This is a genomic window from Alteromonas sp. P256, from assembly GCF_036864455.1.
GTDB lineage: Bacteria > Pseudomonadota > Gammaproteobacteria > Enterobacterales > Alteromonadaceae > Alteromonas.
The window spans coordinates 71,554-85,442 of sequence record NZ_JAZETM010000002.1 but is presented as its reverse complement, the minus strand read 5'-3'; the positions used below and the strand labels follow the sequence as shown (position 1 = coordinate 85,442).

The 13,889-nt window shown below is 44.1% G+C and carries 13 protein-coding genes; 5 read left to right on the top strand and 8 right to left on the bottom strand.

The features are described from left to right. Positions 1-177: 177 nt before the first annotated feature. Positions 178-1,218 carry an AI-2E family transporter gene (locus V7R39_RS03685; protein WP_334028301.1) on the bottom strand — a complete coding sequence of 347 codons (1,041 nt, stop codon included), beginning with the start codon at positions 1,216-1,218 and terminating at the stop codon, positions 178-180. Positions 1,219-1,291: 73 nt separating this feature from the next. Here V7R39_RS03685 and folX point away from each other — a divergent pair, with 73 nt between their 5' ends. After that, positions 1,292-1,660 (top strand): dihydroneopterin triphosphate 2'-epimerase, encoded by a 369-nt coding sequence (folX, locus tag V7R39_RS03680; RefSeq protein WP_032094616.1) that lies wholly within the window; start codon positions 1,292-1,294, stop codon positions 1,658-1,660. 23 nt (positions 1,661-1,683) lie between these two features. Next, positions 1,684-2,577, top strand: coding sequence for a TIGR01777 family oxidoreductase (locus tag V7R39_RS03675; protein WP_334028299.1), 894 nt, complete (start codon positions 1,684-1,686; stop codon positions 2,575-2,577). Between the two features lie 303 nt (positions 2,578-2,880). Here the strand turns inward: V7R39_RS03675 and V7R39_RS03670 are convergent, their stop codons facing one another. Continuing rightward, on the bottom strand, positions 2,881-5,403 hold the full coding sequence (locus V7R39_RS03670) for an ABC transporter permease (RefSeq protein ID WP_334028297.1): 2,523 nt from the start codon (positions 5,401-5,403) through the stop codon (positions 2,881-2,883). Further along, positions 5,404-6,099 (bottom strand): ABC transporter ATP-binding protein, encoded by a 696-nt coding sequence (locus V7R39_RS03665; protein ID WP_334028295.1) that lies wholly within the window; start codon positions 6,097-6,099, stop codon positions 5,404-5,406. 14 nt (positions 6,100-6,113) lie between these two features. Here V7R39_RS03665 and V7R39_RS03660 point away from each other — a divergent pair, with 14 nt between their 5' ends. From V7R39_RS03660 to V7R39_RS03650, 3 genes are all read left to right on the top strand, one after another. Next, a complete protein-coding gene (locus V7R39_RS03660; protein ID WP_334028292.1) occupies positions 6,114-6,767 on the top strand; it encodes an arylesterase in 654 nt (217 codons plus the stop codon). A 47-nt stretch (positions 6,768-6,814) separates the two neighbouring features. Next, the gene (locus V7R39_RS03655) at positions 6,815-7,000 is read left to right on the top strand and encodes a hypothetical protein (RefSeq protein WP_334028290.1); all 186 of its coding nucleotides are present in this window, start codon (positions 6,815-6,817) and stop codon (positions 6,998-7,000) included. Between the two features lie 299 nt (positions 7,001-7,299). Next, a complete protein-coding gene (locus tag V7R39_RS03650; RefSeq protein ID WP_334028288.1) occupies positions 7,300-8,283 on the top strand; it encodes a transposase in 984 nt (327 codons plus the stop codon). 64 nt (positions 8,284-8,347) lie between these two features. Here V7R39_RS03650 and V7R39_RS03645 read toward each other — a convergent pair whose 3' ends face one another. The 5 genes from V7R39_RS03645 to V7R39_RS03625 form a co-directional block, all read right to left on the bottom strand. Next, complete coding sequence (locus tag V7R39_RS03645) at positions 8,348-9,688, bottom strand: amidohydrolase family protein (protein WP_334028286.1); 1,341 nt, start codon at positions 9,686-9,688, stop codon at positions 8,348-8,350. Beyond that, positions 9,685-11,067 carry an amidohydrolase gene (locus V7R39_RS03640; protein WP_334028284.1) on the bottom strand — a complete coding sequence of 461 codons (1,383 nt, stop codon included), beginning with the start codon at positions 11,065-11,067 and terminating at the stop codon, positions 9,685-9,687. The genes V7R39_RS03645 and V7R39_RS03640 overlap by 4 nt, the downstream gene beginning before the upstream one ends. Positions 11,068-11,239: 172 nt before the next feature. Then, a complete protein-coding gene (gene dusC / locus V7R39_RS03635; RefSeq protein ID WP_334028282.1) occupies positions 11,240-12,178 on the bottom strand; it encodes a tRNA dihydrouridine(16) synthase DusC in 939 nt (312 codons plus the stop codon). A gap of 217 nt (positions 12,179-12,395) precedes the next feature. Continuing rightward, entirely contained in the window at positions 12,396-12,563 is a 168-nt protein-coding gene (locus V7R39_RS03630; protein WP_334028280.1) for a DUF1289 domain-containing protein, read from the bottom strand. Positions 12,564-12,869: 306 nt separating this feature from the next. Then, entirely contained in the window at positions 12,870-13,775 is a 906-nt protein-coding gene (locus V7R39_RS03625) for a M14 family metallopeptidase (RefSeq protein WP_334028277.1), read from the bottom strand. Positions 13,776-13,889 lie beyond the last annotated feature (114 nt).

The window sequence follows — 13,889 nt, the reverse complement described above, 5'->3', positions numbered from 1 at the left end:
AAACTCCTAGGTAAAAATGAGTGACTGTCCGCTTTTAGTTTCAGCTTTTGGTTTCTTTTGATTCAGCTTTAACTTAAGTGTCTGTCCACTTTTGGATTTAAGTGTCTGTCCACTTTTAAGTTTAAGTGTCTGTCCACTTTTAAGTTCGCTTTTGGATTTAGTATGTTTCACTAACGACTATGCGTTTTTTTCGTTCCCTTCGCTTGAAAGCAACACGGCTAGCCATTTACTTTCTTCTCTCGACTCAAGAGCAATTTTTACAACCATGGTGAGCGGCACGGATAGCAACATACCCACGGTTCCTAATAGCCATCCCCAAAAAATCAATGAAAGAAAAACGACCAAGGTAGAAAGCCCCATTCCTTTACCCATCAGTCGCGGCTCAACCATATTGCCCATGATGGTATTCACCAGTAAAAAGCCGAGTGCGGCAAAACCAGCAGAGGCAATACCATACTGAACAAACGCAATAAGCACGGCAGGCACGGCGGCAATGATAGAGCCGATGTTAGGGATGAAATTAAGCATAAAGGCGAGCACTGCCCACAACATGAAGTGGTCTACGCCCATTACGTAAAGCCATGTTCCGATAATGATACCCGTCCCTAAACTAACAACGGTTTTAATGGCTAAGTAACTGTTTACTGATCGAATAAAACGGTCTATGTGCTGCAACTTCATATCCGGGTCTGACAGAGCAATATGCAAGCGCCTCGGTATACTATCAGCCTCAAAAAGCATAAAAATAACCGTAAGAAGAATGAGGAAAAGGTTAGAGAGTACGCCTCCCATGCCGCTAATAAAGTTAGTTGCGACAGACATCGCCGTAGCGGGATCGAGATGATTAGCAATTAGCTCACTGTTAATGTGAATATTGAAATCGGCTAATTTAGCAACAACCCATTCAAACTCAGAATCAAGTTTGCTTCTATATTGAGGCAGGTTTTCTCTAAACTCCGCCATTGATTGACCAACCAGGCCAGCTAAGAGGAATCCGAAAACAACAATAAGTAGTATAACAAAAGATATAGACAACCATTTTGGAACGCCATAGCGCGATGTCCAGTGAATAATTGGCCCGCATGCAATTGCAATAAATACGGATAAGAAAAAAGGCACCATAATGGCACTTGCTGATTTAACACCAGCCATAACAACAACTAAGCACGCTAATACAACGAGACTTTTTGCTGTTGACGATCGTAGTTCCATAGACATTGTGTGCTACATTCCTAAATAAAACAGCAACACTTTACAACGACTTATAATCAACTACAAACAAGAGACTGCAATGAATTTCAACCTTGCCACTATTAAAATCAAAAATTTACGTCTTCGCACCTACATCGGTATTAATGAAGACGAAATAAAAAACAAACAAGACGTTGTGGTAAACGTAAAGATTGATTACGACGCTGCAAAAGCTACTGACACCGATGATATGAGTGACGCGCTTAATTATAAAATTATCACCAAAGCGATAATAAAGCTTGTTGAAGACAATCGCTTTTCGCTTTTGGAAAAGCTTACCGCTGATGTACTAAGCATTGCTTCAGAGCATAGCTCTGTACGTTATGCTCAAGTTGAAGTCGATAAGCCTCACGCATTGCGATTCTCTGACTCAGTGTCGCTAACACTTTCTTGCAACAAATCTGAATAGTCGATTCAGCAGGGAGTTATGTCTTGAACATTCTTATTACCGGCGGCACTGGCTTAATTGGCAGCGCGCTTATCAAAAAGCTTGGCGATGAACATAGCTTTACCGTTATCTCTCGTAACGAAGCAAACGCCAAGCAAACACTGGGCGCTCATACCAACGCGCTTGGCAGTGTGTCTGACGTAAAAGATATTGGTGTGTTCGATGCTGTAATCAATCTTGCAGGTGAGCCTATCGCTGACAAACGATGGACAGACACTCAAAAGCAAATTATTTGCGACAGTCGCTGGGACATAACCACCCAACTTGTCGCCAAAATTAATAGCAGTGATAATCCGCCTAAGACGTTTATTTCTGGTTCTGCTATTGGCTTTTATGGAAGACAGGGCGATAAGATTGTTACTGAGGGTACCCCCCCACACAAAGAATTCACGCACGATTTGTGTGAGAAATGGGAAGGTATTGCTACTGGCGTAAATAGCGAAAAAACCCGTGTTGCCATTTTGCGTACTGGTGTTGTACTCGCTGAGAATGGCGGCGCGCTTGAGAAAATGGCGTTGCCATTTAAAATAGGTGTTGGTGGGAGTTTAGGAAGCGGACGTCAATATTTATCGTGGATTCACCTTGACGACATGGTCAACGCAATAGAGTTTCTGCTTAATAATGAAGACTGTTCTGGGCCGTTTAATCTCACCGCACCCGAACCCGTAACGAACAAAACTTTTTCTAAGCAACTAGCCAAAGCATTGTCTCGACCTTGTTTGTTTTTCGTTCCCAGCTTTGTAATGAAAATTGCTATGGGTGAATCGTCAACGATGTTACTAGAGGGGCAAAATGTAATACCTGATAAGCTGATTAAAGCTGGGTACTCATTTACCTACCCTACCGTATCCAGCGCCCTTAGCGCTATCTATCGATAACTGACTTCTTTGGTTGGTAATATAAAAACACTGACATTTCTATAGAGCTTCCTAGGTTTAAACGGGAAGCTTTCGCTGGATTCCATAGAAAATTAACAGTGAAATTAACAGTGGACAGTCACTTAAAGCTTAATTTTTTAGCCCCCAAAAAAATCGAGTACTTAAGAAGCGGAAAACGGACAGTCACTCAAATTTATTTAAGTGACTGTCCGGTTTTTATAAGTGTCTGTCCGATTTAATTTCTAATTAATTACCCGACTACTATTCGCACTAAGAACATCCCTGTCCATAGAGTAATCAAAATTAAACCATTTTGCGCAGCATCTCTCCGGTATTAAGCGTAAGCAAACGCCAGCAGCCTATAGCTCCAAGAATACCTACAACCAGAGCACCAACAGCAGGTGCGACCAACCAATACTCTAAGTGCAAACTGGCCGTCATTTGAAATACGCTTGTTTGCAGCATATACAAACTTAGCTCGTTTGCCAGTGCTGCCATAAAGCCCGCTACGGTACCAATGATAAGGAATTCAAAAACCACGCTTTTACGAATTAAACTGCCTTTAGCACCTAGTGTTCGCAATATTGCAATCTCTTGTCGGCGCTCATCCATACTTGCCTGTACTTGAGCTATGAGCACTAAACTGCCTGCCATAAGCACTAGCACTAGAATGAACTCAACTGCCACAGAGACTTGCTCCACTATATCCCTAAGTTGATTAATACGAGCATCCACATCAAACATCGTCACAGACGCAAATGGTTTGAGCAATTTGGTAAGCTCTGCCTTTCGCTCCGTTGGTAAGTAAAAGCTCGTAATATAGGTAGGACTAAACGCCTTCATTGCATCTGGGTGTATCACAAAGAAAAAGTTAGGCTGCATCGTTTGCCAGTTCACCTTGCGAACGCTAGTTACTTTCGTTTCAACTATCTCGCTACCCACGTTAAAGCTTAGCAAGTCGCCCATTTTTATATCTAACCTTTCGGCAACGCCCTCTTCCACCGATACTGGAAACCAGCCTTCAGAGTATGTGGAATCAACGTTACCATGCCAAATACCTTCTATAACCTCGTTTTCTTTTTGCAGCGTGTTGCCCCATGTAAGGTTTGCTTCTCGGCCTAACCCTCTTCTTCCTTCATTAGATGATTCTTCCTCTTTAGAAACTTCGGTATTAACCCCTTCACCATTTACCGAAACAAAACGGCCTCGAGTAACCGGGAAAAGTTCATTGATATCAACATTTTGATCAGCGAAGTGTCTGTCCAACCGGGCTTGATTATCGGGTGTGATATTTGTTAGAAAGTAATTAGGCGTACCCTCTGGCAACTGTGCGCGCCACTGAGACACCATGTCATTTCGCATCACAAGCACCACAAGCAGCAGCATAATAGTGATTGAGAAGCTAATAAGCTGCACACTATTGTCCATGGCTCTTCGCTTAATACGCGCCCAAGCAAGCTGCCACGGCCCCATTTTGCCACTCCCTAATTTTCGACCCAGCGCAATAAGGAAATAAGTAGCAACTAGGAGCCCCGCTACTAACGCCGCGCCAGAGGCAAAAAGAATAACGCTTATTTTCAGGTCTTGGCTATACATCCACATAAGCGCAAAAATAGCGCCACCAGAAGCCACAAACTGAATACTTCTGGAGCGTAAACTCGCATCGAGATCTTTTCGTAATACGCGTAAAGGCGGTACAGAAAAAAGCTGAAGCAGCGGATACAAAGAGAACAAAACGGCACAGGTTGCCCCTGTGGCAATGGCGATAACCACTGGGCGCCAGTGCCATACGTTTAACGACACGTCTACCCTATCGGCAACTAAAGACACAACAATGTGTTGGCCAATAAAGCCAATAATCAACCCAATGGCGATTCCTAACAACGTGATAAAGAGTATTTGAATTAAATACACCTTGCGGATTGTTTGCTTTGTTGCGCCTAAGGTTTTCATGATTGCAACAGGGTCAAAATGACGCTGTGCATATCGCTGAGCAGCAACGGCAATCGACACTGCAGCTAAAACAATAGCGAGTAGACTGGCAAGCAAAAAATATCGCTCAGCACTGGCCACCGAGCGACCAATAGCTGATTCGTCGTCTTCAACAGTGCGCCATGAGTGTAAGTCGTCGTTAAGTTGAGGAAGAAGCCACGAGGTATAACTTTTGACGCTACTGGTATCGCCCGCAAAATAACTGACGTAACGAGCTCGGCTTCCTGGCCCTGTTATCTCAGCGGCCTCCAAATCATCTAAACTCATCAATACTATCGGATCGGTGTTAAACACACTAAATCCAGCATCTGGGATATCAGACAGCACGCGGGTTACGATAAGCTTTACCTCGCCAATATCAATAGCGTCGCCCACATTGAGCTTGAGCGTTTGAAAGAGCCTAGACTGCACCCAGGCCTCGCCAGAGGCCGGTAATGCGTCTATATCCTTTTTTGCGCCAAAAGGGGCGTCAGCCACGCTCACCATTCCTTTTAGCGGGTAGTTGTTATTTACAGCACGTAAGTCTACAAGGGACATTGCATCGCCTTTAAACACCATAGAGCGAGTTGAAACTTGTCTGGCGGTATCAAGGCCCTCATCTTTCGCTTTTAATAGCCACGTTTCATCAACTGGCTTATCGGAGCGAAGCTGGGCATCGGCGGCGATAAACGCTGCTGAACGTGATTTCAATGCACCTTGTAAACGTTCACTGAAAAGAGACAGAGAAAGGACCGCACCTACCGATAGCACTATGGCAAGCAAAATAATAGTGAGTTCGCCCCGTCGCGCTTCATGCTTAAAAAGTCGCCAAGCGAGATTAAACGTCATAGGCATTTAGCTCACCTCACTAGGCGATGTGGATGAGGGCGTCGTTTCTTTTAGTTCACCGGCGTGCATGGTGAGCTGCCTATCGCAGTGCGCCGCCAATTCGTTGTCATGCGTTACTAAAATCAGCGTGGTGCCTGTATTTCGGTTTAACTCAAAAAGTAGTTCTTCAATTTTATCGCTATTTTTAGCGTCTAGGTTACCGGTAGGTTCGTCGGCAAATAAAATTTTTGGTGATGTGATAAAGGCTCGTGCAATGGCAACGCGCTGCTGCTCTCCACCAGAAAGCTGATTAGGAAAATGATGCGCACGATGGGCTAGCCCAACTTGCTCTAGTATTTTCATTGCCAATTCTTTCGGTTTATCAAGGTTTGAGATTTCTGCAGGTAACATCACATTTTCGAGCGCCGTTAAACTTTGAACCAGCATGAAGCTTTGGAAGATAAAGCCTACTTTACTGCCTCTTAAAACTGCCCGCTGCTCCTCATCCATCGTATGGAGTGCTTCATTATCAAGATAGATTTCACCACTCGTCACTTCATCCAGGCCAGCTAACAGACCAAGAAGCGTTGATTTTCCGGAGCCTGACGCACCAATAATTGCAACGGACTCACCAGACTTGACTTCAAAGGAGATTGGCTGAAGGATCTGTAGCGAACCTTCACTCGTATTTACTGTTTTCGTTACCGTGCTTGTTTTTATCATAAGGGGTCATCAATTTGTTCGTAAGTTATCGTCAAATTATTGCGATTTTATTCATTGTTTTAATACCGTTTCAGGCGCTTTCAGATCAAGAAAGCCCATCACAGGGTGCAGATGAAGCAACATTGCTCATTGTTGGAGACAGTTTGTCGGCAGCCTACGGTCTTCAACAAGAACAAGGCTGGGTTAGTTTGTTACAAAAACGCTGGCAAGACGACAACATTCCGATTGATATTGTAAATGCTGCGGTGAGCGGTGAAACGACAGATGGCGGACTTGCCAGGTTACCACGTCTTATTGAGCAGCATAAGCCAACTCACATTTTCATCGAACTTGGAGGAAATGATGGGCTTCAAGGTCACAATATAACGAAGATTAGAAATAACTTGGACTCGCTAGTTCAGGTTGCTCAGCAAAGTGACGCCACCGTTTTTTTACAGCAGATGCAGATACCGTCGAACTACGGCAAACGATATACCACTATGTTTATGGAAAGCTTTGACACTATTGCAGACAAATACTCGATACCATTAATACCGTTTTTTCTTGAGACTATCGCACTTAACGAGTCAATGATGCAAAACGATGGGATCCATCCAAATGCTGAGGCACAGCCGAAAATAGCTGAGCTTATGGACAGTAATTTACGAAGTTTAATAATAGCTGAATAATATTTGTGCTACTTTCTATTAATAGAATTAACTAATAAAGGGGCATTATGGACATTTCTTCAATAAATTCTTCGCCGGTGTCTACAATTTTAGAATCGACGCCACAAGCACCACAGCGCCAAGAACAGCGCAGTGAGCAGACCAATCAGATTAGTGAATCTAGAGCGTCTAACGAGACTTCCTCAAATAGAAGCGATAGTCGTCTGGGTAGCCGTGTTGATGTGTTTGCGTAATTAAATTTGTACTACTTTTAAAAACTACAGTGAAAAATTACAGTGGACAGACACTCGTTTTGCAATGAGTGTCTGTCCACTGTTTCTGCAATGAGTGTCTGTCCACTGTTTCTGCAATGAGTGTCTGTCCACTGTTGCTGCGTCTGTCCACTGTTGCTTCGCCGTAACTACAACATGCTTCGATCGCTCTCCTTTTTCCCGACTTCATTTCATAAACGACAAAAAACAAGCCAATCCTGCTCTAAAGCTCAGTTCACATCCCATACTTTTTATTCATAATACTAAGAAAACATTGGGATATGGATATGCCTTTACCGCGCTACAAGCAAATCAACACAGACATTACTCCTTATTATCATTGCACCTCACGTTGCGTAAGGCAGTCGTTTTTGTGCGGCAAGGACAAGCGTACGGGAGCCAACTATGAGCACAGGAGAAAGTGGATTACAGATAGATTACATAAATTATCTCAAGCTTTTGCCATCGATCTATGTGCTTATGCCGTTATGCACAATCACATTCATGTAGTGCTACACATCGCAAAAGGACGTGCTGATGGCTGGTCGATGGATGAAGTGTTATTGCGATGGAGAATGTTTTATAAATGTCCACCGATTGTTCAGCGATATTTAGATGATCAACATCAGGCGTTCACTGAAAAAGAGAGTGATGAAATTAAAGCACTGTCGGTTCAGTACAGGGAAAGACTACAAAACATTAGTTGGTTCATGCGGCTATTGAATGAATACATCGCAAGAAGAGCGAATAAAGAAGATGAGTGTACTGGTTACTTTTGGGAACGGCGATTTCGCTCTCAGGCTATATTAGATGAAAAAGCGCTCGCTGCGGTCATGGCCTATGTCGACCTAAATCCAATTAGATCGAATATCGCAACATCTCTTCAGACCTCTAAACATACCAGTATTCATTATCGAATGAACGCGCAAAGAGTGAGAAAAACGCCAAAGTACCTGATGTTATTCATCGATCAGGCGATAAAAACACAGCCACATTTACCATTTAACTATCACGACTACATATCACTGGTAGAAGCGACATTTAAAGCACATAGAGATAAATGCACACGCACGATACCTAAATTGCCTCATGGTTTACTGTCTAAAATAGGGATGGATCAAGAAAAATGGCGCCTATTAACCAGTCGTTTTGAGACATTCTTTTCAGGCCCGGTGGGCAATGAGAACAAAATGCGTAAATTTGCGGACGGATGTAAGAGAGGCTCTAGGCCAAATGTAAAAAACGCTATCAAATATCTGTCTTAAAATGAAAAGCTGCACTTAGAGTAAATAAATATAAGTGCGGCTTTCCATCTAAGATTATGCAATATTACTCAACACGCTCATACTGCGACGGGTTGGCATGTTTCTTTTGTTGCAGCGACATATATCTATCACGCAACTTCGTTTGCCTAGATTCCATTTTAATGGCTTTACCGCCAATGAAAACCGACTCAGCCGCCTCTGTCACCTCCAGTGGATCACCAGACCAAATAACAACGTCTGCTCTTGCGCCTTGGCGAAGACTTCCTACTTCCTTTTCAAGACCCAGAATTTTCGCAGGTACGCTAGTAAGGCTTGCTAACCCAGCCTCATGAGGCAAACCATTTGCAACGGCATTACCGGCATGTTGCGCCGCCAAACGAATATTATGAGTATCCATGCCTATAGCGACTTCCACACCAGCTTCATGGAGTCGAGCAGCATTGGTTAAGGTTGCGCCCATTTGGTCAAACCCACCTGGTAAGTTGTATTCTGGGTCGATAATAACCGGAATATCAGCACCAGCAAGTTCCTTCGCTACTCTCCATGCTTCAACACCGTGCACAAGCACAACGTTAATCGACGAGTGTCTGTCTTTAAACGCAATAACCTGTCGGATATCGGCGGCCCTATCAGCTCGCATAAACAACGGCATGTCTCCAGCAACCACTCTTTTCAGCACTGCCACGTCTAAGCGCGAGTTTATGCCATACCATGATTTTTCAGGCGAGAGGTTATCACTTGCTTGCTTCGCTTCTTCAAAAACTTTATCGAGCATTACCCATAGTGACGCTCTAGAGCCCCCTGACAATTCCGCGCCATCGCTGCCCGCATCAACTGTCATAAACGCGCCAGATTTTAAAACGGGTGTCTGTCCGCTTTTATTTTCGCTTTTATATTCGTTAGCATTTGCGCTCTCACCGTCTAGGCGATGACCCTCAAGATTGATTACCGCGCCTTGACCTCCAAACAGATAGTCGCTTCTATTCATGGTGGTGGCAGCCGAGGTAATACCCTCTAAACGGGTGATCGCGATAAGCGAACTGTCTGGGTTTATTGCGTATTGAACATCAAATGCAGCGCCGGTTTTTGATATAGGCGTAAGCTCAATGCTGGCATCCACCACACCAGATGATGAAGACACTTCAACCAAGCCTAGCGATGTTAAAGCACCAATGAAACCTGGAGTAACCACTTTACCGCTTGCATCTATGACTCGGTAGCCATCGGGCACGTCTCCGTTAGCTAACACAGAATCTATAAGGCCACCTGACAACAACACAGTGCCATTTTCTATCACACCTTGAGATGTCATGGTGTGTACTTCACCGCCTACAAGGGCAATGTTTTCAGCATTAGCATAAGATGTCATTGTTAGCGCGGCTAATAATACTATTAACTTTTTCACTTGGTATCTCCCTCACCTACTTGACCTAACTCGAAGTCACTTACCGGCCATGACGTACTATCGCTCAATGAATACGCAAGTCCGCCATCTATATAAACATGCTCAGCTTTGGCATAAGTCGAAAATGGGTTACCGTTCCATAACACCACATCAGCATGTTTGCCCTTTTCTAACGAGCCCGTCTTATCAAATACACCTAACGATTTGGCAGGGTTAGCTGAAAGCCACGTCCACGCATCTTTCATCGGAATATCAAGACCTACTCGTTTGCCGTCAGACCATGCTTTGGCAGCTTCTTGGTTCAATCTCTGTATCCCCAAGTCACTATCAGAATGAACAATGGCACAAGCACCTGCGGCGTGCACTGCGGGAATGTTTTCCCTAATGCCATCATAAGCTTCCATTTTAAAGCCCCACCAGTCTGCCCACATCGCTGAGCACACGTTGTTTTCTTTCAGCTTGTCAGCAATCTTATAAGCCTCAACAGCGTGATGAAAGGTACCTATCTGATAATCAAACTCTTGCATTACGTCCATCATTACCGTCATCTCATCAGCACGATAACAATGCATGTGCACACGAATATCGCCATTGAGTACGCCCGCTAACGTTTCAAGCTTTAAATCTCGTTTGGGCGCCTTAGCGTCTTTACCCGCCTCATAATCAGTCTCATACTTGTCCCATTTTCGCATGTAGTCTTGTGCATCAGACCAAGCCTGTCGATAACCTGCAACGTTCCCCATGCGAGTCATGGGGCCGCCTTTTTGGCCATAAACCCGCTTGGGATTTTCACCACACGCCATCTTCATTCCATAGGGAGCATCGGGAAATTTCATATCTTGCATCGTTCTATTGGGAACGTTTTTTAATACTACTGAGCGGCCACCAAAAAGGTTGGCTGAGCCAGGTAGAATTTGTAGTGACGTAACACCGCCAGCCAGTGCGCGTCCAAAACCTGGGTCTTGAGGCCATACCGAATGCTCTGCCCATACTTGTGCGGTCACTGGGTTGGTCATTTCATTGCCGTCGGAGTGCGAGCGTGTAGATGGAGAAGGGTATACGCCCAAGTGACTGTGGTTGTCGATAATGCCAGGAGTAACCCACTTACCAGTACCGTCAATGACAGCTGTTTCATCAGGCACTTCGAGTGTCTGTCCACTTTCAGCTAGTGCTTGAATTTTTCCGCCTGCAAAATAAATGCTGCCGTTTTCTATACGGTTACCTACACCATCTAATATGGTGACATTGGTGATAAGCGTTGGCTGGCCTTCAATGGGCATGTAAGTACTTGGATAAGGATTTGGGTCTATGGTGACCTTTGGTGCCTTAGCGTTATCGTTGTCGGCTTGTTTACTGCATCCTGCTGTTAGCAAAGACATAGTACAAGCCAACAGAAGCGTAAGCTTCGTTGGTGTTAGTTTCATGTGTACCCCAGAGCAATTGTTATGATTATGGTTTTATAGATAAGGACATAACGTGTGCGTTATGTCCTTATCTGAGAGTAGACAATTGAGTCACTAAAACCAAGTAGCTCTGGGATAAACCCGCTGTTTACTGGGAAGACTGACGAGCTAGCACGTCAACAATATCTTGTGAGTTGGTAAGACGTCTTATGTCGTTGAAAAGAATGTCTGCTTCAGGGTACTGTCTTTTTAGATACCCACACCACTGCTTAATTCTATTTGGATAATACCGTCCCTTATCGCCAAAGATTTCATAACCCGAATATTGAATAAGCAACGCGGCCAATTCCGGCCACGGCATAGGAGTATCGCCAAATTTTATTGCCCGTGCAAGGTTAGGCATAGCGAGAGCGCCTCGACCAACCATGAGGTTGATACAATCAGATTGTGCTTGGCATTTTTGGGCGTCATCAGCATTCCATATTTCGCCATTTGCGACTAACGGAATATCGGTGTGCTGCTTAATTTTCGCTATCCAATCCCAGTATGCTGGCGGTTTATAGCCCTCTGTTTTAGTACGGGCATGCACCACCAATTCTGAAGCGCCTGCTTCTGTTATAGCAATGGCGTTATCAACGGCTAGTGATTTGTCTTCAAACCCCAAACGAATTTTTGCCGACACCGGAATATGTTGCGGTACGGCGTCTCGCACTGCCTTTACAATGTCATATAGCGTTTGAGTTTCTTTTAACAGAACTGCTCCGCCCTTACTTTTGTTGACGGTTTTAGCAGGGCATCCAAAATTTAGATCGACTCCGGGAGAGCCAAGTTCAACAGCAGTTTCAGCGTTTTCTGCTAACCATTGTGCGTGCTGCCCTAATAGCTGAACACGCACAGGCACACCTGAGGCAGTCTTGCCATCTGTATGAAGCTCTGGACAAATTTTATAAAAGGTCTTTTTAGGTAGCTTTTGATCAACAACACGAACAAACTCCGTCACACATCGATCAAACCCGCCAACGCGGGTCAACATGTCTCTCATTAGATGGTCGACTACCCCTTCCATCGGGGCCAGCATTATTTTCATTCGAAATTGAGCTCAAGATAAGTAAGAAAAATCGGCGGGAGTGTATCAAAAAGGTAGGCTGGTCGCTATGCGGCTAAAGTTAATAATATTTTCCCCGGCAGAGGTAGACCTGAGAGGTGCCCAAGAAGTTGCTTATATATACCGTTTCGAAGCGTTTGAGAAAAAAGATGAGCGTTTTAAATAAAACGAGTGTGTGTCCACTTTAAGCTCACTTAAGCTAATCAGTATCTTCGAGGGTGTTGAGTCGCTGGAATATCGCATTTTTTTGCTCAAGGGTATACGACGCCCAATTTACAATCTCATCTAGGGTTCTATTGCAGCCAATACAGATATCGTCATCAGTGAGTTTACACTGCGCTTTACAAGGAGATATGGGGTTATTCATTCTACTACTTTATTCAAGATGGTTACTGTAACTTTTTTGTGGCCGCTATATTAGCTAGCGTGTTCTCTGATAGCTCTTTATTCGACCATAGACAAACATAACAACCGTAGCGCGCCTCAAGATATGCAGAAAACTCTGAGTCTGTTTGACAATTATGTCTTACTAAAGACTGTTTATTACCGTCATAAATGACTGCTGAAAAAGTAAACACAATGAGCCTCCTCTGAAAGAAGGCCCAATATACATCTAGACGTCTAAACGTTCAAGCATCCAAATGTAAATATGCGCGTTACCGTATCGTGAAAGTTACATTATAAAGTCAAGTGCAGCACATACCGCCGTCACTTGCGCATCGTTACAATTTTCTGGCGTAGCGTTATCGCTGTCTGGATACACTTCGGTTGTAGTAACAAAGTTTGCATCTGTCATTCCACCGCAAAGAAAAAGAGATTTCTTGTCGTAACAAATAACCCCTTCACTCACGACGTCAGCACCTATAATTTTTCCACTTTCATCAGGTGGCGCTATATGAGTAACGCCTTTAACAGCCTCGATGACGGCCTGTTGGAAAGCAAGCTGTGGGTTTGGTGTATTCGCTACCGTATAGAACCCATCTGGTATATTCCAGTTGTCGTGATCAGTTCCATCACGAGCTGCTAACGCGGGCCTAAATTCACTATTATCTGTATCAGTAGTCTCATGCAAGTCGATATGCAAAGAGAGATCTGTCTTTAACGACGTCACAAACTGCATCAACTGCTGAGATTCAGGAGCTGGTGAATCAGGATAAAAAGAACGATTTGGATCGATGGCTAACGGATTCCATCGGTTGATTGTTTCGTAGGCCCATGGACTAACACAGGGCACTACAAAAATGTTAACGCTTGCGGCATAACCTGATAGTTTAGTTTCAATAAACTTCAATGCGCCTTGCACACCGCTCGTTTCGTAGCCATGTACACCGCCTGTGACTAATGCAGATGGTTTGGAACTGTCAAATGACGTAGGCACTACTGCATACAATGGGTAGCGCGCTTCATCATAGGGTAATGCGCCGTATTGCTGTAACCTGAAACCTTCGGGAATAATGTTTTGTAACTTAGTAAACACTTCCTCTTTTACACTGCGCTTTACGCTTTGCTGCTCATACCACTGTGCTTTTTCTTTCTCGCCCCACGGTTTTCCCGCAGTGCCGATTGAGTAATTTTGCATAATAGCCTCTTTGTTCGTCATTCAATCAATAACGTTATGATATCACCTGTATTTCCTAAAGTATGTGATATCGCCCACCCAACTGGGTTCTGGCAGTAATTCTGACTGTACACC